Genomic DNA, 23,051 nt, shown 5'->3' on the forward strand with positions numbered 1-23,051 from the left:
CCCGCACAGGGGCGACGCCTGAAGCACGCTAACGAATCGCGGATGCCAGCGCAAAACCCAAACCGCGGATACCAGCCCGAACAGGCAAAGCAAAGCAAACCAAACCAAACCGCCCGCGCAACACCCCCACCACACCGCCAAAAAAGCCACCCCACGTCGCAGACAAAAAAAACCTACTTCTTAACACTCCTCTGCCGCACCGCTTCAAACAGACAAACCCCTGACGCAACGGAAACGTTAAGGCTCTCCACCGACCCAGCCATGGGAATATTCATCACCTCATCACACGTATCGCGGGTAAGCCTGCGCATCCCCTCCCCTTCGGCACCCATAACCAGCGCTACCGGCCCATCGAGCTTCGTCTCATACAGCGACGCTGTCGCCTCCCCAGCAGTGCCAACGATCCAAACCCCCGCATCCTTCAACTCCCGCAACGCGCGAGCCAGATTCGTCACGGTAATGTACGGCACCGTATCAGCCGCACCGCTCGCTACCTTCGCCGCCGTGGCATTCAACCCCACAGCCCGATCGCGCGGCGCAATCACCGCATGCGCGCCCGCCGCGTCGGCAACCCGCAAACACGCGCCGAGATTGTGCGGGTCCGTAATCCCATCCAGCACCAGCAACAACGCCGGCCCCTGAACGCCATCAAGCAGCTCGGCAAGGTTCTGCGCCAAAGGCAGATCGCCCGCACGCGCTACCACGCCCTGATGCCGCTCGGTATGCGCAAGCCCCCACAGCCGCGTCTCGTCGGCAGCAATCAGGCGCACTCCCGCCTCTTTCGCCACGGCCAGAAACTCGTTCATCCGGCGATCGCGGCGGCTCTGGTCGTAATAAATTTCTTCGACCGTCGATGAATCGTGACGCAAGCGTGCCGTCACCGCATGAAAACCGTAGAGAACCTTGAGACGTGACATGACTAGAACAACCTTTGAATGAGCGCACCTGACCAAACCAGTCGAACAGTTCAGGGCGCGCCCGATGAGAATGAGCGCCGCGCACGCATGACGCGCGCGCGGCGTTACTACGGAATCAACGCTTCTTGTGCACCGGCTTCGCGGTCGACTTCGACGCCGCGCGCTTCTTCGACGCCGCCGCCTTGCGCGCCGTGCGTGCTTCCTTCACGGCCGCTGTCTGCGCGGGTGCCGCTTTCTTGCGCCGCGCGCCGTCGACGGGCGCCGTGCGATCGACGGAACGCACGCGCGGGCCGCCAGCATCGCTCGCCTTCTCCACCGGGTTGCCGCGATGCGACTGCGACTTCACCGGCGTGTCGCGCACCAGACGGAAATCGATCTTGCGCGCGTCGAGATCGACGCGGCTCACCTGCACCCGCACACGATCCGACAGGCGATAACGGATGCCCGTGCGCTCGCCGCGCAGTTCGTTCTTGATCTCGTCGTACTGGAAGTAGTCCGAGCCGAGCTCCGTCACATGCACGAGCCCTTCGATAAAGAGCGCATCGAGTTGCACGAAGATGCCGAACGACGTCACGCCGCTCACCATGCCGCCATACTCTTCGCCGAGCTTGTCGCGCATGAAATAGCACTTGAGCCACGCTTCGACGTCGCGCGATGCTTCGTCCGCCCGGCGCTCGTTCGCCGAGCAGTGCAGGCCGAACTCTTCCCAGATCGCCGCGTTCGGACGGCCGCGATTGGTGCGATTGCCGCGCTTCTCGTCTTCCGCCTGCAATGCGCGGGCTCGCGGCGACAGCGCCGTGTTCAGCTCGACGCCGTGCGGCGCCTTCGGCTCGTACTTGCGGCCCTGCAGGATCGCATAGATCGCGCGGTGCGTGAGCAGATCGGGATAGCGGCGAATCGGGCTCGTGAAGTGCGCGTACGCCTCATAGGCGAGACCGAAGTGGCCGATGTTGTCCGGGCTGTAGACGGCCTGCTGCATCGAGCGCAACAGCATGGTCTGCAGCATCTGCGCATCGGGACGATCGCGGATGTGCGCCATCAGCGCGGCGTAGTCGCTTGCGTGCGGCGTGTCGCCGCCGCCGAGCGTCAGGCCCATGCCGCGCAGGAACGTGCGCAGGTTTTCGAGGCGCTCCGCCGTCGGCCCCGCGTGCACGCGGTAGAGGCCAGGGTGCTTGTTGCGCTTCATGAAGTCGGCCGCGCAGACGTTCGCGGCCAGCATGCATTCCTCGATCAGCTTGTGCGCGTCGTTGCGATGACGCGGCACGATCTGCTCGATCTTGCCCTGCGCATTACAGACGATATACGTCTCCGTCGTATCGAAGTCGATCGCGCCGCGCTTCTGGCGAGCGGCGAAGAGCGACTTGTAGACGCCGTACAGGTTCTGCAGTTGCGGCAGCAAAGCGGCGCGGCGCGTCGCCTCCGGACCCTTCGTGTTGGTCAGCACGGCCGCGACTTCCGTGTACGTGAGACGCGCGGCCGAATGCATGACGCCCGGATAGAACTGGTACGCCTTGATCTCGCCGCGCGCGGTGATGACCATGTCGCACACCAGCACGCAGCGGTCGACCTGCGGGTTCAGCGAGCACAGACCGTTCGACAGCTTCTCCGGCAGCATCGGAATCACGCGGCGCGGGAAATACACCGACGTGCTGCGTTCGACGGCATCGACATCGAGGCCGCCGTCGGGCAGCACGTAATGCGACACGTCGGCGATCGCGACGATCAGGCGGAAGCCGTCGCCGCGCCCCACTTTCACCGGCTCGCAGTAGACAGCATCGTCGAAGTCGCGCGCATCTTCGCCGTCGATCGTAACCAACGGCACATCGCGCAGATCGACGCGATGCTTCATGTCGACGGGACGCACTTCGTCGGGCAGTTTCGCGGCGGCGTCGAGGGCAGCCTGGCTGAACTCGTGCGGCACGCCGTATTTGCGCACGGCGATTTCGATTTCCATGCCGGGGTCGTCGATGTCGCCGAGCACTTCGACGACGCGCCCCAGCGGCTGCGAATGGCGGCTCGGAAAGTCCGTCAACTCGACCACCACCACCTGCCCGACCTTCGCCTTCTTCGTGTTCTGCGTGATCAGGATGTCGTGGCCGATACGCTTCTCTTCGGGCGCGACGATCAGCGCGCCGTTCTCGTTCAGCAGGCGGCCGATCACGCGCTTGTTCGCGCGGTCGGTCACCTCGACGATATGGCCTTCGGGACGCCCGCGCCGGTCATAACCGACGATACGCGCCAGCACGCGATCGTTGTGCATGACCTTCTGCATTTCGCCCGTCGGCAGGAACAGGTCGTCCTGGCCGTCGTCGCGGATCAGAAAGCCGTAGCCGTCGCGATGGCCCTGCACGCGGCCCGCGACGAAGTTCGACGGATGAGTCAACTGATAATGGCCGCGCTGATCGAGTCTGATCTGGCCATCGCGCTCCATCGCGGCAAGGCGCTTGAAAAACCCTTCGCGCTCCTGGCGCTTGATCGACAGTGCTTCGGCGATGTCGTTCGCTGCAAGCGGCGTTTCACTCGTGCGTAGCACGCCGAGGATTTCTTCGCGGCTTGGAATCGGATACGGATATTTGCTCAAGGGCTTGTCGATGATTGTTCTCGTTGCGTGGACGTCGGCGGATGGATGACGCTGCTCTAACTGAACTTGAACTGCAACTGCTGCTCTTGTGACTTTGTTGACTGCGACTGCTCTCTGACCGTCGACAACCGTGCGGCCGCGAATGCGGCCCTGAGCGAGGCCCCACTGAGACCCGCCGGCCCGTCACGCGGGGCCGCGCACGGGTGCCCGGCGCCAGCCTGCTACTGCGGCGATTCTAACACCCGTCTCGCCCGCTACGCGCCGCCCGGCGGGCGACTGCGCGACGCGCGCCACGCTCCCGCGCGAGCATGGCGGCCGTCACGCGAATGTTTTCGCGAAATGCTTGACACGCTTCTTCGACCCGCTATAATTGCGGTCTCTGCTTCAAACGCACCTTGCCCAGGTGGCGAAATTGGTAGACGCACTAGGTTCAGGTCCTAGCGGTGGCAACACCGTGGAGGTTCGAGTCCTCTCTTGGGCACCAGATTCAAATGAAAAGCCGCCTTCGGGCGGTTTTTCATTGTAGTGAGAGCATTGCGCTTCGCGGCGGTTTCAAGATCGCGACGAAGCATGGCAGGAAGTTGCAGTAACGGTTGATCGTCGAGTCATTTGATGCGCGAACAACCTGACGAAAAGATGAAGCGTTTTCAAAATACCGATTGACACGCAGATTCTTCTCGTTAAAATAGCGGTCTAGCTTGAGACGTGCCCAGGTGGCGGAATTGGTAGACGCACTAGGTTCAGGTCCTAGCGGTGGCAACACCGTGGAGGTTCGAGTCCTCTCCTGGGCACCACTCTCTCAAGCTGAACAGATCACCCCGCAAAGCGATAAGCCTGCGGGGTTTTTTGTTTTTCGGGCGGTCTCACCGCGGCCGATCGGCAACGCAACGACCCACGTCGCGTGTTCAGTGATTTCGCGTGTTCATACCTCACGAACATCGCCCAAGCCTGAACGACGACTGCTCAAGCGCTCAAGTCAGCGCGCGTCCGACCTGAACCGGACATATCCGCCCACGCTCCCTTCACGCCTCATCCCCAACTTCTGCGCAACGCGCTGCGAAGCGAGATTGCCTTCGGCGATACCCGCCACCACCGAATGCAGCCCAACCGTGCCAAATGCATGGGCGATCACGACGCGCGCCGCCTCGCTGGCGATGCCTCTGCCCCACGCTTCACGCACGAGGCGCCAGCCGATCTCCACCTCCGGCCCATACGTGTCTTCCGGAATCAGCAGCACCCAGCCGACAAAACGGGCCGGCGCACTCCGTTCGGCAATCGACCAGTAGCCGAGCCCATCCGGATACGCGCGGGTGATGCGATCCACGACAAACCGTCGATGCGCATCCGGCTCATGCCATGGACCATCGATATGCCGCGTGACCTCGGGATCGCGATCCATCGCGATGCAATCGTCGAGATCGGCCAGCGTGCGCGGCTTTAAATACAGGCGTTGCGAGAAAAAAGCGGGCAGCAATTGTTATTCCCGTTTATTACGAATAGCAAACCGTATTCAATCATAATTAATACATAGATTACATTATGCAGACATCATTCCCGATTCCGAAATCGATTATCCAGGGATAAGCACTGACAAAGCCAGGCTGTTTCATGCAGCCGCTTAATGGTCGGCGTACACTCGTCGCAGCCTTTAGTTACGGGCATGCCGTGCCATTCCAGGTCTTTCGCCAATTGAATGGCACGAATTGGAGACCGCAACCCACGTTGCATGGAATCAGAGTAAGCGCCAAAACGCCAACTCCGATCGACAGGAGAACAATTGAAATGAGCTGGACTCGGGAACAGAGAAACGTCACGATCGCGGCATATTTAGGCTGGACTCTCGACGCATTCGATTTCTTTCTGATGGTTTTCGTCCTGAAAGATATCGCCAGTGAATTCGGCACCGACATCAAATCGGTTTCGTTCGCCATCATGTTGACCCTGATGATGCGGCCCGTCGGCGCGCTCATCTTCGGCTACCTCGCCGACAAGTTCGGCCGCCGCCCCACGCTGATGGTCAATATCGCGTGCTTTTCGCTGCTCGAACTGTTGTCCGGCCTCTCGCCGAATCTCACCACGCTACTCGTGCTGCGCGCCCTGTTCGGCATCGCGATGGGCGGCGAATGGGGCGTCGGCGGCGCGCTGACGATGGAAACCGTGCCGCCCAAGGCACGCGGCTTCGTCTCCGGCCTGCTGCAGGCGGGCTATCCGAGCGGCTATCTGCTCGCGGGCCTCGTGTTCGGGCAGCTGTACCAGTACATCGGCTGGCGCGGCATGTTCTTCGTCGGCGTGTTGCCCGCCCTGCTCGTGCTGTACATCCGCGCGCACGTGCCCGAATCGCCCGCGTTCAAGACGCTCGAGAAGAAGGCGCGCCCCGGACTCGTGGCCACACTCAAGCAGAACTGGAAACTGTCCGTCTACGCCATCATCCTGATGACGGCGTTCAACTTCTTCTCGCACGGCTCGCAGGATCTGTATCCGACCTTCCTGCGCGTGCAGCACCACCACGACGCCCACACCGTGCAATGGATCACGATCGTGCTGAACATCGGCGCGATCTGCGGCGGCCTGTTCTTCGGCGCGCTGTCGGAGCGGATCGGCCGCAAACGCGCCATCTGCATCGCCGCGCTGATCGCGCTGCCCGTGCTGCCGCTGTGGGCGTTCTCGTCGACGCCCGTGCTGCTCGCAGCGGGCGCATTCCTGATGCAGATTTCGGTGCAAGGCGCATGGGGCGTGATTCCCGTGCATCTGAACGAAATCTCGCCCGATGAAATTCGAGCGACCTTTCCTGGCCTCGTGTACCAGCTGGGCAACCTGATCGCGTCGGTGAACGGACCGCTCCAGGCGGGCATCGCCGAAGCGCACGGCAACGACTACGCGAGCGTGATGGCGACGGTGATCGGCATCGTCGCTGTCGTGATCGCCGTCTTTATCCTGTTCAGCCGCGAACGGCGCGGCGTAGATATGACACAATCCGCCGAACAGGTCGCGGCGACGGTACACTGAGCGCACGCACCGCACATCCAACATCAGGGCGCCACGGCGCCCGGGCCAATGCAGCAGATACGAGGCCGCTCCGATTCGTTTCGGAGCGGCCTTTTTTGTCCGCGTCGTCTGCGAGGGCACGCGCGGTCGGACACTTTTAGAGGGGTTTATCGACACTCGCCTCTTGCCCGATCACCGACTGCATTCTTATCCTGAAAAAGAACGCACGTTTCAAATTCCAATTTGAATCGATTGTTTCGATGGGCGGGAGTCAGGCGCTGAAGCGCAAACTCCGCCCACACAGGGAGACACAACATGACAACACGGACGACGAGCCGCCACGCCGGCGACACGAAGGCGCGGATCCTCGATGCGGCAGAGACGCTCTTCATCGAATGCGGTTATGAAGCGATGTCGCTGCGGCAGATCACGTCGAAGGCGGAGGTCAATCTGGCCGCCGTGAATTACCACTTCGGCAGCAAGGAAGCGCTGATGCACGCCATGCTGGCGCGCCGCCTCGATCTGCTGAACCAGGAGCGCGTCAAGCTGCTCGACCGTTTCGACGCGATGCTCGGCACGCGCCTGACCTGCGAGCACGTGCTGGGCGCGATGTTCATTCCAGCGCTGCGCGTCTCGCGCGACACGCGAATCGGCGGCAAGGCGTTCCTGCGGCTGCTGGGCCGCGCGTACACCGATCCGTCGCCGTTCATCCGCGACTTCCTCAACGCGCACTACGCGAGCGTCTCCGTGCGCTTTTTCGATGCGTTCCAGCGCGCGCTGCCGCATCTGCCGCGTGAGGAACTCGGCTGGCGGCTGCACTTCGCGATCGGCGCACTCTCCGGCGTGCTGGCGGGCGCCGATACCGACAGCCTGATCAGCGAGTTCTCGCAAGGCAAGTCGATGAACGACCTGCAACTGATCGCGCGGCTCGCGTCGCTGATCGTGTCCGCGCTGAAGGCGCCGCTGCCCGATGCGAGCCAGCTCGCCGTGTTCGCCTCCGTGCTCGGCGATGCGGGCAGCACCGACATCGCGTGCGATGCGGTTCGGCAGGCGGCGCAAGATGGAGCGCAGGCGGCCTCGGAGCCGCAGACGCCATCGACGCCGCAAGCATCGCAGCCGCACCCATCGACCGATGCGGTCCACCGCTCCGGCCTGGGGTCCTTCGCGCAACCGGCGCAACCGGCGCAAGCCGACCGTCCCGCCGACACCCGCGATTACGGCGCGCACTACGCGACGCACGGCTGACACCCGCTGCAGCACGCGCGCAGGCACCGTCCCAGGTGTCTGCGCTTCGTATCGAACGAGGCAACGCTGGGCCTGAACCGCATTAGACGCGCCGCTCGGTGCGGCGGGCACGCAGGCTGCGATGGATAAGAGCGGGCGTCCGCCCCGCACCAGACAACCCGAAGACATCGCGAGCCGGCTATGTATCGCAAGCCGTGCTCGCCCTGAAAAAACGAAAAGGAGGGATCGCCATGACGTGGTTCATCGTTGCGCTGATCGTCGCCGCCGCGGCGCTCGTCTATGGGCAGGCACGGGCCTCGTGGTGGCTCGCGTTCCTCGTCGCGTGGGTCGCCGCTGCCTTCGTGACGCGCGCAGTGGGCGCGACGGCGACGATCCTGCTGTCGATCGTGCTGGTCCTTCCCGCGCTGGTGCTGACGCTCAAACCGCTGCGCCGCGCGTGGCTCAGCGCGCGGGTGCTCGACCTGTTCCGCAAGATCCTGCCCGACATGTCGCCGACCGAGCGCGACGCGATCGAAGCGGGCACGGTCTGGTGGGACGCCTCGCTGTTCTCCGGGCGCCCGCATTGGGACACGCTGCTCGGCTATGGCCCGGCCACGCTGTCCGTCGAGGAACAGGCATTCCTGGACAACGAATGCGAGCAACTCTGCGATCTCGCGAACGACTGGGAAACGACGGCCATCTGGCAGGACCTGTCGCCGCAAGCGTGGCAATTCGTCAAGGACAAAGGTTTTCTCGGGATGATCATTCCGAAGCAGTACGGCGGCAAAGGCTTCGGCGCCTACGCCCACTCGCAGGTCATCATGAAGCTCGCGACGCGCTGCTCGGCGGCCGCCGTCTCCGTGATGGTGCCGAACTCGCTCGGTCCCGCCGAACTGCTGCTGCACTACGGCACCGACGCACAGAAGAATCACTATCTGCCGCGTCTCGCGCGCGGCGACGAGATCCCCTGCTTCGCGCTGACGAGCCCTTACGCGGGCTCGGACGCGGCCGCGATTCCCGATGTCGGCATCGTCTGCAAGAGCACGTTCGAGGGGCGCGAGACGCTCGGCTTTCGCGTCACGTGGAGCAAGCGCTACATCACGCTCGGCCCGATCGCGACGGTGCTCGGTCTCGCGTTCCGCGCGCTCGATCCCGACCATCTGCTCGGCCAGGACGACGAACCGGGCATCACCTGCGCGCTGATTCCGACCCGCCACCCCGGCGTGAACATCGGCCGCCGTCACTGGCCGCTCAATGCCGTGTTCCAGAACGGCCCGAACTGGGGCAACGACGTGTTCATTCCGCTCGACTGGGTAATCGGCGGACGCGCGCAGGTCGGCAACGGCTGGCGCATGCTGATGGAATGCCTCGCGGCGGGCCGCGCGATTTCACTGCCGTCGTCGAATGTGGGCATGTCGAAAATCGCGGTGCGCGGCGTGGGCGCGTATGCGGCCGTGCGGCGTCAGTTCCGCACGGCGATCGGCAAGTTCGAGGGCGTGCAGGAAGCGCTCGGCCGCATGGGCGGCAACCTCTACGTGATGGACGCCGCGCGCCGCCTGTCCGCGCAGGCCGTCGATCTCGGCGAGAAACCGTCGGTGATTTCGGCGATCTCGAAGTACCACATCACCGAACGCAACCGCGAAGTGATCGATGACGGCATGGACGTCGTCGCGGGCAAAGGCATCTGCATGGGGCCGTCGAACTTTCTCGCGCGCGCGTACCAGCAGGTGCCGATTTCGATCACCGTCGAAGGCGCGAATATCCTCACGCGCTGCCTGATCATCTTCGGCCAGGGCGCGATCCGCTGCCATCCGTACGTGCTCAAGGAAATGGCCGCGACGCGCGAGCCCGACCGCGCGAAGGCGCTGCGCGATTTCGACGACGCGTTCTTCGGCCATATGAGCTTCACGCTGTCGAACGCAGTGCGCAGCCTCGTGCACGGCTTGACGGGCGGCGTGCTGATCGCGAAGCCGCAGCGCGCGCACGCGCCGCTCGTGCGCTACTACCGCGCGGCCACTCGCCTTTCGACCGTCTTCGCGCTGCTCGCCGACGTGTCGATGCTCGTGCTCGGCGGCGAACTGAAGCGCCGCGAGCGTATCTCGGCGCGTCTGGGCGACGTGCTGTCGCAGCTCTATCTGATCTCCGCGACGCTCAAGCGTTACGAAGACGAAGGCCGTCACGGCAGCGATATGGCGCTCGTGCAATGGGGTGTCGAAGATGCGCTGTATCGCGCGCAAACCGCCCTCGACGGCGTCCTGCAAAACTATCCGAACCGCTTCGCCGCGGGCCTCGTGCGGATGCTCGCGTTTCCGTTCGGCCTGCCGCATCGCGCGCCGTCCGATGCGCTCGGCAGCACCATCGCCGCACTGATGCAGACGCCGGGCGACACGCGCGACCGCCTGCTCGCGGATTCGTATGTGCCGCACGCCAGCGTCGACGCGATCGGCTACGGCGAGCTGGCGTTCGCGCTGACGCCGCAGGTCGCGCAGATCGAACAGCGCTTGCGCGAAGCGATCAAACACGGCCGCCTCGCGCCGATTCCGCAAAGCCTCGCCGATCTCGCCGAATGGACGGAGGCGGCGCAGCAGCGCGGGCTGATCGACGAAGACGAGCGCAAGGTGCTCGACGACTACGCGCGCTACGGCGCCGAGGTCGTGAAGGTCGACGACTTTCCCGCCGACTTCGGCCTGCTCGCCGACCTGCAACGGCGCAAGGAAGCCCTCGACAAGGCAATGGAACTGGCCGCCTGACCCATCTGCTCGATTCACCGCGCATCGTTTGACGGCTGCCGCAGGGGGGCGGCCGGCCAACGTCCTTCTTTCGCTCTCGATCCGTTAGTATTCCCCCGCAGCAACTCGAAGAAGGGACGCATAGATGCTAAGGATTCCAACGCTTGTCAGCCTTGCCTTTCTCGCCTCGGCAGCGTCGGCTGCCCACTTCGACAACCAGTCGGGACGCTATTCATTCACGCCGCTACCCTCGGCCGAAGCCGAGATGAAACGCATGAACACGATCATGGAGCTGTCGGATCAGCAACCCACGGGTCGCTACGTGCGTAAGGGCGAGACCGTGCGCGTGAACGTCGGCGGCATGCCCGGCGGGTATCGTGCGCGCGCGATGGTCGGCTTCCGCCGCATGATCGGAAAGTCGTCGCGGGATCAGCAGACCGCCCGCCTGCGCAACGGCAACAACCGGTTCGTCGCCAGCCAGAACGGCCCGCTGTTCATCACGATCACCGCGCCGGCCGGCAGGCCCGCCATGTCGACTGAAGTCGAGGTATCGATCGCGGATGGCAAGCCGTTGCCCCTCTTCGTGCAAGGCCGCACGAGCATGGGCGACTGGCGGGCGCAACTGGATCGCTACGCGGACGCGCCGTTCGTTCAACTGGTCGGCCAGCAAAGCATGATCACGTTGCCACGCGACGTGTTCCGGCGCGATCCCATCGCCGATCCCTCCGCCACCCTGGCGACGATCGGGCAGGTGCTCGCGATGCAGGACACACTGGCAGGATTCGACGGCGCAACACCGGCCGACGCGCGCACACCACTGCGCGCACACCTCGTGGTCGACTTCCGCACCTCACCGAAGGAAAGAAAAGGGGTGTACATGTATGCCACCGACCAGTTCATCGGCATGTTCGCGGACAACACCGCCGACCTCACCGACCCGGCGCGTCTGCGCAGGGAGTGGTCCATCTGGCATGAGGTCGGACATACGCACCAGCAGAACTCCTGGACATGGGACACGCTGGCCGAAGTCTCCGTCAACCTGTTCTCGCTGTATGTGCAGGAAAAGATGGGCGAGCCCAACCGGCTGGACGTGCCCGAACATGACGGCATCACGCCTCGCGAACGTGCGCGCGACTATCTCGCCCGTGCGTCGCGCGACTATGTATCGGACGTGGACGGCGAGTACGACGGCCTCGCGTTCGTGCGGCTCGTGATGTTCGATCAGCTGAAGCGCGCCTACGGCTGGGATCTTTTCACCCGGCTGTTCCGGTATTACCGCGAGCATCCTTTGCCTGACGACGTATCGGAGGCAAACAGGGTCGACCAGTTCGTGGTGGCGATGTGCACGGTATCCGGCAACGATCTGCGTCCATTCTTCGAAAAATGGGGTTTGCGGGCCAGCGCAGACGCGTACGGCAAGATCGCCGCGCTGCGTCTTCCCGTGCGCGCGATCGAAACCTGACCGGTCAGGCTGAAGCGTCCAGTTGCGGCGCGGCTGGCACATGACAGAGCCCACATCGTGCAACGCACCGCAACATGCCGCAGACGCCCGCCCCCGCAAATCCGTCCCCCAGCTTGCGGCAAGTCACGCGCTCCGTGCACACTGTCGTTCATCCGCCCGTCCGGGGGCCAGGAGCCAATAACGTGAACGATTCCTACCTGAACTTCGTCAATTCGCCGCTGGGCGCGCGGGTCGCGCGCTCGCTCGGTTTGCCGAAGCCCGAGGTACTGCGCCGCTACCGCGCCGATGCGCCGGAATTCGACGGCATCGTCGCCGTCGGCGCGGGGCCCGCGCCGCAACTGCTCGACGCGCTCGCCGACGTGGTCGCGCATATCGGCATGACGAGCGTCGCGCATGCCAGCGCGGGCCTGTGGGTGCCGCTCGCGAACCGCCACGGACTGATGACGGGCCGCTTCGAGCCCGCCGATCCCGCAGCCGGCTCGCAGGCGCGCGTCAAGGCGCTCGTGTTCGATGCGAGCGGCATCGAAAGCAGCGCGCAACTGGAATCGCTCTACACGTTCTTTCATGACGCAGTGCGCTCGCTCGACACATGCGGCCGGATCGTCGTGCTCGGCCGCCCGCCCGAAGCGTGCGCGAGCCCGCGCCAGTGGACGGCGCAACGCGCGCTCGAAGGCATGACGCGCTCGCTCGGCAAGGAAGCGCGGCGCGGCATCGCGGCCAATCTGATTTATGTGTCGCAAGGGGCCGAAAGCGGCATCGAATCGACGCTGCGCTTCTTTCTGTCGCCGCGTTCGGCGTACGTGTCGGGCCAGGTCGTGCGGATCGGCGCGGCGCCCGGCGGCATCGCGCCGAACTTCGGCCAGAACTTGGGCCAGGACTTGGGCCAGGACTTCGACTGGACCCAGCCGCTCGCCGGCCAGCGCGCCGTCGTGACGGGCGCGGCGCGCGGCATCGGCGCGGCGATCGCGAACGTGCTCGCGAGCCAGGGCGCGCACGTGATCGGCATCGACATTCCCAGCGCCACGCAAGCGCTCGACGCCACCCTGCGCCAGCTCGGCGGCACGGCGCTCGCGCTCGACATCGCCGCGCCGGAAACGCCCGCGCAGATCGCCGCGGCGCTCGACGAACTCGGCGTCGACGTGTTCGTGCACAACGCGGGCATCACGAAAGACAAAACCATCGCGAAGATGACGGAAGCGGCGTGGCGCAGCGTGATCGACATCAATCTGTCGGCGCAGGAACGCATCGACGACGCGCTGCTCGAAGCAGGCACGCTGCGCGACGGCGGGCGCATTATCTGCGTATCTTCGATCAGCGGTATCGCGGGCAACCTGGGACAGACCAACTACGCGGCATCGAAAGCGGGCGTGATCGGCCGCGTGCAGGGCATGGCGCCGTATCTGGCCGCGCGTCGCATCACGATCAACGCAGTCGCGCCCGGCTTCATCGAAACGCAGATGACCGCGAAAATGCCGCTCGCGCTGCGCGAAGCGGGCCGGCGGATGAATTCGATGAGCCAGGGCGGCCAGCCCGCCGACGTCGCCCAGACCATCGCCTGGCTCGCGCATCCCGGCTCGGCGGGCGTGACGGGCCAGGTCGTGCGGGTGTGCGGACAAAGCCTGATAGGAGCGTGACCGTCATGGCGTTCTACGACTCCAGTTCGGTGTTCGGCGCGCCGCGCCTGAAAACGATCGTGCTGCCGGAACTGCCCAAACCCGCGAACCTGTATGCGCGGGCGCTGACGGGTGTCGTCAAGGGCTTCCAGCGCAACCGCCCGAGCGATCTGCCGCTGCTCCGGCTGGTGCGTCCCGCCGTATCGCTCGATTCCGTCGCGATCGAGCGCTATGCGCGGGTGTGCGGCTTTTTCCCCGAGCAGGGCATTCCGTTCACGTTTCCGCATCTGCTGGCGTTCCCGCTGCATCTAATGTTGCTGACGGAGCCCGCGTTTCCGTGGTCGGCGCTCGGCCTCGTCCATCTGGCGAATAGCGTGCACATGCGCCGCCCGCTGTCGTTCGACGACACCTTGCGCGTCGAGGTCGAATTCGGTGCGCGCCTGCGCCACGACAAGGGCCAGGCGTTCGTGCTGCAGACGCGCGTCTACCGGCGCGGCGAAGCCGTCTGGGACGGCGACAGCGTGTATCTGAAGCGCGGCGTCGCGGCGAGCGGCGATCCGCTCGCGCCGCTGGAGACGGCGGGCGACACGCTCGCGCGCGCGGCGCGCTGGCAGCTTCCGTCGCAACTGGGCCGCGACTACGCGAAGGCCTCGGGCGACTTCAATCCGATCCATCTGTCGATGCTCTCGGCCAAAGCGTTCGGCTTTCCGCGCGCGATCGCGCACGGCATGTGGACGCTGGCACGCACGGCGGCGGCATTGCAACCGCCCAGGCGCCTCGCCGATGCGACGCTCGCAGGCGAATTCAAGCTGCCGATGCTGCTGCCCGGCGAAGCGTCGCTGTGGACGGCATCGCCCTCGCCCACTGCGCGCGAGTTCGAAGTACGCGATCCCGAAGGCGGCAAGCCGCACCTGCGCGGCCGCTTCCAGTGGAACCTGCAATGACGCGCGCCGTGCGCGCCCCGCTGCACGGCCTGCATCCGACGTTGGAATCCATGCCCGGCCTGATCCGTTTCAAGCAGGTGCCGGGCGCTGCATGCACGATCCGATCCGTCCAGCAGACGGACACTCCCAGGGAGCCACTCGATGCCTGCCCCGTCACATCCGCCATCCCACCCGCTTCCCGCCGCGCGCCGCGTGGCGATAGTGGGCGGCAACCGCATCCCGTTCGCGCGCTCGAACACGGCCTACGCGACGGCGTCGAACCAGGACATGCTGACTTTCGCGCTGCAAGGTCTGATCGACCGTTACAACCTGCATGGCGAGCGCCTCGGCGAAGTCGCGGCGGGCGCCGTCATCAAGCATTCGCGCGACTACAACCTGACGCGCGAAGCCGTGCTGTCGACCACGCTCGCAAAGGAAACGCCCGCCTACGACGTGCAACAGGCATGCGGCACGGGCCTCGAAGCGGCGATTCTGGTGGCCAACAAGATCGCGCTCGGCCAGATCGAAGCGGGCATTGCGGGCGGCGCCGATACGACCTCGGACGCGCCCATCGGCGTCAACGAACGGCTGCGCAAGATCCTGCTCGAAGCGAACCGCGGCAAGTCGGCGGGGCAGCGCGTCGGCGCGCTCGCCAAGCTGCGGCCCGGCATGTTCTTCAAGCCGCTTTTGCCGCGCAACAGCGAACCGCGCACAGGGCTGTCGATGGGCGAGCACTGCGAGCTGATGGCCAAGCGCTGGGGTATTTCGCGCGAGGCACAAGACGTGCTCGCCTACGATAGCCACCGCAAGCTGACGGAAGCCTACGCGCGCGGCTTTCTGAACGACCTGATGACGCCCTTTCGCGGTCTCGCACGCGACAACAACCTGCGCAGCGACCTGACGCTGGAGAAGCTGGCTACGTTGAAGCCCGTGTTCGACCGCGACGCGGGCACGATGACGGCGGGCAACTCGACACCGCTGACGGACGGCGCATCGGCCGTGCTGCTCGCCAGCGAGGCATGGGCGGCGGCGCGCGGCCTTCCCGTGCTGGCGTGGCTCAGCTGGCACGAGACGGCCGCCGTCGATTTCTTCGACAAGAAAGAGGGCTTGCTGATGGCGCCTGCGTACGCCGTGCCGCGCATGTTGAAACGCGCGGGCCTGACGTTGCAGGATTTCGACTTCTACGAAATTCACGAGGCGTTCGCGGCGCAGGTGCTCTGCACGCTCGCCGCCTGGGAGGACGATGAGTACTGCCGCACGCAACTGGGACTCGAAGGCGCGCTGGGAACCATCGATCGCGCGAAAATGAACGTGAACGGCGGATCGCTCGCGACGGGCCATCCGTTCGCCGCCACGGGTGGACGCATCGTCGCCGGACTCGCAAAGCTGCTCGCGCAGCTCGACAAGCCGGCGGGCACGGCGCGCGGGCTGATTTCGATCTGCGCGGCGGGCGGCCAGGGTGTGGTCGCGATTCTGGAACGGTAGAATCGCGCGCCATCCGCACCCGAACGATTCATGCACACGACACAAACAACGACAAAGCTGGCACTCCGGGAGACATCGCCATGACCGAGCCGACCACATCGCAATCAACGCAGACGCAGACGCAGATGCAATCTCAGACGCAACCGACACAACCAACGCAACCGACGCAAGCGCAGCGCGCGCCGAACACCGACGGCATCTGGTATGCGTCGTATGCGCCCGATGTGCCGCGCGAGATCGACGTGTCGCAGTACGCGTCGCTCGTCGAGTTCTTCGACGAATGCACGACGCGCTTTCGCGAGCGCGTCGCCTATGTGAGCGTCGGCGAAAGTCTCACGTACGCCGAACTGGCGCGCAAGGCGACCGCGTTCGGCGCGTATCTGCAGAGCATCGGCGTGAAGCCCGGCGACCGCGTCGCGATCATGCTGCCGAATACCTTCCAGTATCCCGTCGCGCTATTCGGCGTGCTGAAAGCGGGCGCGGTTGTCGTCAACGTGAATCCGCTTTATACGGTGCGCGAACTGTCGCATCAACTGAAGGACAGCGCCGCGCAGACCATCATCGTGTTCGAGAACTTCGCGAAGACTGTCGAAGACTCGCTGCCCGGCACGCGCGTGCAGAACGTGATCGTCACGGGCTTAGGTGATCTGCTCAAGGACGGTCTCAATCTGAAAGGCAAGCTGATCAACTTCATCCTGCGCCACGTGAAGAAACTGGTGCCCGCGTACAACCTGCCGCAAGCCGTGCCGTTGCTCGATGCGCTCGCAACGGGCTACCGGCGCACGCTCGCGCCCGTGCAGATCTCCCCTACCGACCTCGCGTTCCTGCAATACACGGGCGGCACGACGGGCGTCGCGAAAGGCGCGATGCTCACGCACCGGAACATGGTCGCGAATCTGCTGCAGGCGAAGGTCTGGGCGGAAGGCCAGTTGACCGACGAGATCGAAACGGTGCTCACCCCGCTGCCGCTCTATCACATCTACTCGCTGACCGTGAACGCGATGATCTTCATGGGACTGGGCGGGCGCAACATCCTGATCGCGAACCCGCGCGACATCAAGATGGTGATGAAGATTCTGCGGCACGAAACCTTCACGGGCATCACAGCCGTCAACACGCTCTACAACGCGTTCCTCGACAACGAAGAATTCCGTCACCGCGATTTCTCGAAGCTCAAGCTCGCGATGGCAGGCGGCATGGCGATGCAAAAAGCCGTGGCCGACCGTTTCCGCGAGGTGACGGGCAAGCCGATCATCGAAGGCTACGGGCTGACCGAGTGCTCGCCGATCGTCTCTATGAACCCGGTCGATCTCAAGCGCATGCGCGAGTTCGACGGCTCGATCGGCCTGCCCGCGCCGTCCACTCAGGTGCGCTTTCGCAAGGACGACGGCAGCTGGGCGAATATCGGCGAACCGGGCGAGCTGTGCGTACAAGGTCCGCAGGTGATGAAAGGCTACTGGAACCGTCCCGAGGAAACCGCCAAGGTGCTCGACGACGACGGCTGGCTCGCGACAGGCGATATCGGCGTGATGGATTCGCGCGGCTATATCCGGCTGATCGACCGCAAGAAAGACATGATTCTTGTGTCGGGTTTTAATGTGTATCCCAACGAGATCGAAGACGTGATCGCGATGCACCCCGACGTGCGCGAAGTGGCCGCGATCGGCATTCCCGACGTCGCGCAGGGTGAACGCGTGAAAGTGTTCGTCGTACGGCGCAACCCTTCGCTCACCGAGGAGCAGGTGATCGCGCATTGCCGCAAGAATCTGACGGGCTACAAGGTGCCGAAGGTCGTCGAGTTCCGCGACGAGCTTCCGCAAACGAATGTCGGCAAGATTCTGCGGCGCGAGCTGCGCGATCAGGAGCTGGCAAAGCAGACAACCTCGTGACGGTTTCGCGCGCCTGACCGCGTAGCAACGGCGAAGCCTTCCGCGCTTTTGGGAGCGATTCATGCGTCACCCGGAGTTGGTGGAAAAGCTCGCCCGCTGGTGGCCGCGCTTCGGCTCGCGCTGTGGCTCACTTTATGGCTCGCGCTGGATATCGCTGATCGTCGCGCAGCTGGCCTGCGTGTTCATCGCGGGCGCCGCCGCCGCGCAGAACGATGCCGCCGCGCTCGCCGCGCATGTCGCCCCCCAGATCGCGCTGGGCGCGAGCGAGGCCGTCGCGAATGCCGCGAAGCTGCCGCTGGAGCAGCAGGTCAAATGGCTGCGCAACGCCGCGCAAAGCGGCGCGCTCGAGCAGATGGACGACGCGCAGCTCGTCGCGTTGTTCGAATCGTTCGATCCGCTCACAGTGCCGCGCTATATCGAGGAAGGGCCGAACGGCTACCCGTCGTACGAGTTCACGATGCTGCGCCAGGAGCGCATTCGCGGCATCTGGCCGCGCCGGCCCGATCACATGCTCGTGCGGCTCACGCGCGAGCCGCTGCGCATCTACGCAAGGTGGCTGCCCGACGGCCCGCATTCGGGTCAGGAAATCATCTACGACGAGTCGAAGCGCGCCGACGAGATGTACGGCCATCTCGGCGGCATCTTCAACATCATCCCGCTATGGACGTCGATCAACGGCACGCTGGCGCGCTCGCAGTCGAACCATCGCGTGCGCGATCTGGGCACCGAGTTCATCGCGCAGCAGTTTCTCGACGAAGGCCGGAAGTTCGCCAATGTGGGGATCACGCGGCCTGCCAGCATCGACGTGCGAACGGTCGGCGGCGTGCGCGTCGTTGCCTTCACCTATGAAACGCCGACGGGTCAGCCCGAGTACTACGCGAAAAAGGAAGTACTCGGCCTCGATCTGCGGCATCCCTATTTCCGGACGGCCGAATCGTACGGCAACGACGGCCAGATTTTCGAACGCATCGTGTTCCTGACGATCACGCCGAAAACCTTCGACGACATGGCGTTCGATCCGAAAAACCCCGACTACCGGTTCTGATCAGGCTGTCAGCGCGAACGCGACCGACGCGCGCTGCGGCACGCTGCGCGCGTGCGTGATCGGCGCGGCGGGTGGCAGCGCAAGGCGCGCGAGCACGAAGAAGTCGGCGGCGCGCGTGAGACCGACGAGCGTCAGCCGTCCGCCCGGATGCAGCATGCGCGGCGCGAGCGTGTCGTACCAGAGCGCGGCGATATCGGCGTGCGGCGCGGCGCTCACATCGAAAACGGGCAGACGCATGCGCGCGGCGTGATCGCTCAGCGCCGTGGATTCGGGCAGCGCCGTGTCGATCAGCGCGAGATCGGCGCGCATCCCGTCCAGACGAAGCCACGGCATCCCGAAAGCCGGCGCTAGCCACGCGCCCGCTGCGATGAATGTGCGCCGCTGCATGTCATGCCCTCATGCTCGTGGTCATGTGTATCCGCGCCAGTTGCGAAACGCCTTTGGCCAGATGCCCTGCTTGCCCGGCGACAGGATACCCATCGGATCGAGCGCGTCCTTGATCGTCTCCGACAGCCGCAGCATGGCGCCGTCGTTGAAGCTGTAGCGCGCCGCCGCGAAGTCCATGTAGACCAGATGCGAGCGGTACTCGCCGTAACCCGCGCCGTGCGCGTCGCTCATCCACGCGCGCAGCAGGTCGCCGGCCAGTTCGCTCTGCCGCGCGTCGCTTTTGTCGAAGATCGCCGCGGCGATGTGATGCAGATGCCGCTCGCCCGACGTGAAGCCGCCGTAGTAGTCGAAGCCGTATTCGTTGGCGCGCGCCTTCGCCATCGAATACTGGCGCATCGCATCGCGCCCTGTTGCCGGACAGACGGGCGAAAAGTCGACATGCGCGCCACTGCCGCCGCGCCATTCGAGCATGCGGAACGCCGTCATGCCCGGAATGCCGGCGAGGTTGCGATCGCCGCCCGCCTCCGGCTCCGCGTTGCCGTCGTAGGTCTTCGACAGCATCCGCGCACCCGGAATGCGGCCGAATGCGCGCCGCACGAGCCGCTCTTGCGCTTCGATCACTTCGCGCTCGCCGTAGAGCGCGTAATGCAGATTCCAGCGGCCAATTTTGAGCGCCTCGGTCATCGACGCGATCGCGCTCTCCGGCATCACGCCCATGCCCTGATACCACTGAGAGCGCGGCCCGATGCCCGCCGCCCGCCGCAGCGCGCCTTCGATCACCGCCTGGTTGCCGATCGTGCCGTTCAGCCGCAACGGCCGCAGCGTCTCGACGACCGCTTCCAGATCGTCGTCGCGCTGAAACTGGATTTCGCCCAGCAGATACGCGCTCGGCGCGGGCATCAGCCAGACGCCCATCTTCGTGACGATGCCGTAATTCGACTGCATGAACATCGGATCGAACGACGGCCCGTAGCCATGCCTGAACGCCTGCCACGACGTGCCGATCTCGATCCCGCCCATGCCCGTTCGCACGAGTTCGCCATTCGCGAGCATCACTTCCATCCCGCATTGCGCCGCTGCGTGATCGCCGTAGTTCGTCGTGCCGAAGCCGCGTTCGAGCGTGTTGCCGACAATGCTGCCCCAGCCCGCTGCGGGCGGATCGACCCACAACTTGTAGCCGCGCTCGCGCAGATGATGATGCAGATCGAAGTAGCTGACGCCGGGTTCGACGAGCGCATAGGCGAGCGGCTCGTCGACGGCGAGAATCCGGTTCATCCGCTGCAGATCGAGCACCACCGATCCCGGCAAACGCGGCGCCGCTCCGCCATACGCAAAGTTGCGCCCTGTGGACACCGTCCAGAGCGGAATGCGGTACTCGTTCGCGACGCGCAGAATCGCGCGGATCTCATCGACGCTCGCGGGCAGCAGCGCAGCCGACGGCACGAACGATGCAGCCAGCGAGCCCGGCGCGAACGGATCGGCATAGGGCGCAAGGCTCGCTGGCGACGACGCGACCTGGGTGGCGCCGACGATCGCCTCGAAGGCGGCGAGCGCGCGGTCGAACGTCGCGGCGGAAATGTCCGGCGGCAGGATGCGTGTCAAGGTGTGCCCTCGTCGTGTCGAAGCGGTATTGGCTGGCTGGGTTGCCTGCTGTCGCCCGTTAGCGTTTGTTCATTACTGATAGTCGACGCGATGCGTTCGCGCGACACGCATCGCGCACGGTCAACGCCGATGCCCGCCACCCATGCCGCCCATGCCGCCCCATGTATGCCCGCCGCCCCATGTGTGCCCACCGCCCCATGTGTGCCCGCCGCCCCAGCCGTGCATGCCGCCCGTTCCGTGGAATCCGCCGCCCGGCCGCCCCCAGTGCACGTGGTTCATGTGATGGAAATGATGGAACCGGTCGACGAACACGAACGACGCGCCGAAGCCCACGGCGACAGGCGGCCCCCAATACCACGGATCATAGTAAGGATAGGCGGGAATCGGATAGACGACGGCGGCTGCGTCGCCGCCTTGCTGGATTTGCCATGTCCCGTCCGGCTGCTGGCAAGCAAGCCCGCTGATCTGCTGCGTCGTGCCGTCGATCTCCGCCTGGCCGACGATGTTGCGGCATGTCATCTGATCGTTGAGCGGCTCTTGCGCGGCAACGGGCGGTGAAGCCGGCACCGCGCATCCGGCGCACACGCACAGCGCCGCGCCGAGTCCAAACAAAGTACGCATGATGTGTCCTGCCCGACGGTGCGGCGTTGCGGCACGTTCGTGTGCCGTCGCCGTGAAGACGCCCTCGATTCGCCTTGCAGGACGCGCGGCCAATGGCCGCTGCAGATTAGCCGTGAGCGAAAAATCACGCGCCTGCACAACTTAAACGCTTGTGCACAAGGCGCTATTCCTGCCGCACGGGAAGCGGCGGCGCGGATCGTGTTACGCGATGTTTCCGGCACGTGGAACGACGCTGCGGCGCGACGATTACTGCCACGTCTCCGGACGGCCGCCGAGTTCGCCGCACACTTCGATCGCAATCGAGCGCAGCTTGTCTTCCTCGATCGGGCCGGACAACGCGTAGCCCATGCGGTCGCTGATCCAGTAGAAGGTGCGACGGTTGCCGTCGCGGAACAGCCGGAACGCGGTCTCGTCTTTCGGAATACCCGTCACGTAGAGCGTGAGCCGCGCGCCGCCCTGGTTCTCGTACATGAATTGCGCGGCGGGGCCTGCCTCGCCCGGCAACAGCCGTCCGCCGACGAGCGTATAGCCGTACTCCTGCAGCGACGGCACGGACAGGTGGCGGTTCAGGCGCTTCGACAGCCAGTTGATCAGATGCTCTTCCTCGGCGGCCGCCACCTCGACGGGATGACGGCGCTCCGGCGTATAGACGGCATACGCGATATCCGCGCGCCGCGCGAACGACATCACGTCGCCATTGCCGCCGCCTCCGAGGCGCGGCACCAGCGGGCCGAGCGCGAGCGCCAGCCCCGCGCCGACGGCGAGCCAGCACGCGGCGACGGCCACGCGGCGCCACCACGGAATGCGCGCGCGCAGCACGATGAACGGCGGCTCCTCGCGTTCGGGCGCGCCGCACAGCGCCTGCAGCGCGGCCTTCTGCGCGCGCCACGACGCGACCTGCGCGGATGCCTGCGGGTCGCGCGCCAGATGCTCGCGCACGGCCTCGCGCTCGCGCTCTGACAACTCGCCGTCGACGAATGCCGACAGCGCGCGCAGATCTGGCGCGTTCGCGGAACCGGTAGTGTTTTCGTCGTTGTTCATTGCGCGCTTCTCACCTGGCCTTCACCACTTTCAGCGACGGCGACTTGTGGACAGGCCCTTCCGTCAACAATGCCCGCATATGCTCGCGGGCGCGAGACAGCCGCGACATCACCGTGCCGATCGGCACGCCGAGCGCCGCAGACGCCTCCTGATAGCTCAACTCCTCCACGCAAACCAGCAACATCACCTCGCGCTGCTCGACTGGCAGACAATAAAGCGCGCGCTGCACATCGCGCAACACCAGACCGTCGACTTCGCCGCGCGGCGCTTCGAGATTGCGCCATGGCGCGCTCTCGTCGTCGACGGCGATTTCGCGGCGCACGCGCAACTGGTCGATATACAGGTGCCGCAGAATGGTCAGCAGCCACGCGCGCAGATTGCTGTCGGGGCGGAAGCCCTTCCAGCGCGCGAGCGCGCGCTCGGCCGTATCCTGAACGAGATCGTCCGCCCAAGCAGGGTCGCCCGTCAGCGCGCGCGCATAGCGCCGCAACTGCGGGAGCCACGAAATCACTTCGGCCTCGAAGTTCACCCGGCGCGCGCCGTCATG

Annotated in this window: 17 protein-coding genes and 2 tRNA genes; 11 read left to right on the top strand and 8 right to left on the bottom strand. The window is 65.2% G+C overall.

Translation table 11 applies throughout. The features are described from left to right. Positions 1-173: 173 nt before the first annotated feature. On the bottom strand, positions 174-917 hold the full coding sequence (gene rlmB, locus KFO72_RS21415; protein ID WP_062915444.1) for a 23S rRNA (guanosine(2251)-2'-O)-methyltransferase RlmB: 744 nt from the start codon (positions 915-917) through the stop codon (positions 174-176). A 115-nt stretch (positions 918-1,032) separates the two neighbouring features. After that, positions 1,033-3,498, bottom strand: coding sequence for a ribonuclease R (gene rnr, locus KFO72_RS21420; protein ID WP_062915445.1), 2,466 nt, complete (start codon positions 3,496-3,498; stop codon positions 1,033-1,035). A gap of 397 nt (positions 3,499-3,895) precedes the next feature. Here rnr and KFO72_RS21425 point away from each other — a divergent pair. Both KFO72_RS21425 and KFO72_RS21430 read left to right on the top strand, forming a co-directional pair. Further along, positions 3,896-3,982 (top strand) — tRNA-Leu (locus tag KFO72_RS21425). 223 nt (positions 3,983-4,205) lie between these two features. Then, a tRNA-Leu gene (locus tag KFO72_RS21430) sits at positions 4,206-4,292 on the top strand. Between the two features lie 182 nt (positions 4,293-4,474). On the opposite strand, the gene KFO72_RS21435 is transcribed toward KFO72_RS21430, so the two are convergent. Further along, positions 4,475-4,972 (bottom strand): GNAT family N-acetyltransferase, encoded by a 498-nt coding sequence (locus KFO72_RS21435; RefSeq protein WP_225032981.1) that lies wholly within the window; start codon positions 4,970-4,972, stop codon positions 4,475-4,477. Positions 4,973-5,280: 308 nt separating this feature from the next. Between KFO72_RS21435 and KFO72_RS21440 the strand changes: the two genes are divergently transcribed. The 9 genes from KFO72_RS21440 (at position 5,281) to KFO72_RS21480 (ending at position 18,853) form a co-directional block, all read left to right on the top strand. Next, on the top strand, positions 5,281-6,504 hold the full coding sequence (locus KFO72_RS21440) for an MFS transporter (protein WP_054930300.1): 1,224 nt from the start codon (positions 5,281-5,283) through the stop codon (positions 6,502-6,504). A gap of 294 nt (positions 6,505-6,798) precedes the next feature. Then, positions 6,799-7,728, top strand: a complete 930-nt coding sequence (locus KFO72_RS21445; RefSeq protein ID WP_225032982.1) for a TetR/AcrR family transcriptional regulator — start codon at positions 6,799-6,801, stop codon at positions 7,726-7,728. A 230-nt stretch (positions 7,729-7,958) separates the two neighbouring features. Beyond that, positions 7,959-10,457: an acyl-CoA dehydrogenase gene (locus KFO72_RS21450; protein WP_225032983.1), complete on the top strand. Its 2,499-nt coding sequence runs from the start codon at positions 7,959-7,961 to the stop codon at positions 10,455-10,457. A gap of 124 nt (positions 10,458-10,581) precedes the next feature. Next, positions 10,582-11,898 (top strand): M60 family metallopeptidase, encoded by a 1,317-nt coding sequence (locus KFO72_RS21455; protein WP_082433780.1) that lies wholly within the window; start codon positions 10,582-10,584, stop codon positions 11,896-11,898. A 182-nt stretch (positions 11,899-12,080) separates the two neighbouring features. Beyond that, positions 12,081-13,532, top strand: a complete 1,452-nt coding sequence (locus KFO72_RS21460) for a 3-oxoacyl-ACP reductase (protein ID WP_225032984.1) — start codon at positions 12,081-12,083, stop codon at positions 13,530-13,532. Positions 13,533-13,537: 5 nt separating this feature from the next. Beyond that, positions 13,538-14,455: a MaoC/PaaZ C-terminal domain-containing protein gene (locus tag KFO72_RS21465; protein ID WP_060600436.1), complete on the top strand. Its 918-nt coding sequence runs from the start codon at positions 13,538-13,540 to the stop codon at positions 14,453-14,455. A gap of 141 nt (positions 14,456-14,596) precedes the next feature. After that, the gene (locus KFO72_RS21470) at positions 14,597-15,919 is read left to right on the top strand and encodes an acetyl-CoA C-acetyltransferase (RefSeq protein ID WP_225032985.1); all 1,323 of its coding nucleotides are present in this window, start codon (positions 14,597-14,599) and stop codon (positions 15,917-15,919) included. A gap of 80 nt (positions 15,920-15,999) precedes the next feature. Continuing rightward, positions 16,000-17,808, top strand: a complete 1,809-nt coding sequence (locus KFO72_RS21475) for an AMP-binding protein (protein WP_054930295.1) — start codon at positions 16,000-16,002, stop codon at positions 17,806-17,808. A 61-nt stretch (positions 17,809-17,869) separates the two neighbouring features. After that, on the top strand, positions 17,870-18,853 hold the full coding sequence (locus tag KFO72_RS21480) for a DUF1571 domain-containing protein (protein WP_054930294.1): 984 nt from the start codon (positions 17,870-17,872) through the stop codon (positions 18,851-18,853). Here KFO72_RS21480 and KFO72_RS21485 read toward each other — a convergent pair whose 3' ends face one another. The 5 genes from KFO72_RS21485 to KFO72_RS21505 form a co-directional block, all read right to left on the bottom strand. Further along, a complete protein-coding gene (locus KFO72_RS21485) occupies positions 18,854-19,240 on the bottom strand; it encodes a hypothetical protein (protein WP_225032986.1) in 387 nt (128 codons plus the stop codon). It lies immediately after the preceding gene. A gap of 21 nt (positions 19,241-19,261) precedes the next feature. Then, positions 19,262-20,842 carry an FAD-binding oxidoreductase gene (locus KFO72_RS21490; RefSeq protein WP_225032987.1) on the bottom strand — a complete coding sequence of 527 codons (1,581 nt, stop codon included), beginning with the start codon at positions 20,840-20,842 and terminating at the stop codon, positions 19,262-19,264. 120 nt (positions 20,843-20,962) lie between these two features. Continuing rightward, positions 20,963-21,463, bottom strand: coding sequence for a hypothetical protein (locus tag KFO72_RS21495; RefSeq protein ID WP_225032988.1), 501 nt, complete (start codon positions 21,461-21,463; stop codon positions 20,963-20,965). A gap of 246 nt (positions 21,464-21,709) precedes the next feature. Further along, on the bottom strand, positions 21,710-22,504 hold the full coding sequence (locus KFO72_RS21500) for an anti-sigma factor family protein (protein WP_060600424.1): 795 nt from the start codon (positions 22,502-22,504) through the stop codon (positions 21,710-21,712). A 10-nt stretch (positions 22,505-22,514) separates the two neighbouring features. Next, positions 22,515-23,033 carry a sigma-70 family RNA polymerase sigma factor gene (locus tag KFO72_RS21505; RefSeq protein ID WP_036004697.1) on the bottom strand — a complete coding sequence of 173 codons (519 nt, stop codon included), beginning with the start codon at positions 23,031-23,033 and terminating at the stop codon, positions 22,515-22,517. Positions 23,034-23,051 lie beyond the last annotated feature (18 nt).

This window comes from Paraburkholderia sp. XV, from assembly GCF_020177535.1.
Taxonomy (GTDB): Bacteria; Pseudomonadota; Gammaproteobacteria; order Burkholderiales; family Burkholderiaceae; genus Paraburkholderia; species Paraburkholderia caribensis.

Coding starts and splice junctions, on each gene's coding strand:
- rlmB (WP_062915444.1), bottom strand. CDS start 917: ATGTCACGTCTCAAGGTTCTCTACGGTTTTCATGCGGTGACGGCACGC.
- KFO72_RS21440 (WP_054930300.1), top strand. CDS start 5,281: ATGAGCTGGACTCGGGAACAGAGAAACGTCACGATCGCGGCATATTTA.
- KFO72_RS21445 (WP_225032982.1), top strand. CDS start 6,799: ATGACAACACGGACGACGAGCCGCCACGCCGGCGACACGAAGGCGCGG.
- KFO72_RS21450 (WP_225032983.1), top strand. CDS start 7,959: ATGACGTGGTTCATCGTTGCGCTGATCGTCGCCGCCGCGGCGCTCGTC.
- KFO72_RS21455 (WP_082433780.1), top strand. CDS start 10,582: ATGCTAAGGATTCCAACGCTTGTCAGCCTTGCCTTTCTCGCCTCGGCA.
- KFO72_RS21465 (WP_060600436.1), top strand. CDS start 13,538: ATGGCGTTCTACGACTCCAGTTCGGTGTTCGGCGCGCCGCGCCTGAAA.
- KFO72_RS21470 (WP_225032985.1), top strand. CDS start 14,597: ATGCCTGCCCCGTCACATCCGCCATCCCACCCGCTTCCCGCCGCGCGC.
- KFO72_RS21475 (WP_054930295.1), top strand. CDS start 16,000: ATGACCGAGCCGACCACATCGCAATCAACGCAGACGCAGACGCAGATG.
- KFO72_RS21480 (WP_054930294.1), top strand. CDS start 17,870: ATGCGTCACCCGGAGTTGGTGGAAAAGCTCGCCCGCTGGTGGCCGCGC.
- KFO72_RS21485 (WP_225032986.1), bottom strand. CDS start 19,240: ATGCAGCGGCGCACATTCATCGCAGCGGGCGCGTGGCTAGCGCCGGCT.
- KFO72_RS21495 (WP_225032988.1), bottom strand. CDS start 21,463: ATGCGTACTTTGTTTGGACTCGGCGCGGCGCTGTGCGTGTGCGCCGGA.
- KFO72_RS21500 (WP_060600424.1), bottom strand. CDS start 22,504: ATGAACAACGACGAAAACACTACCGGTTCCGCGAACGCGCCAGATCTG.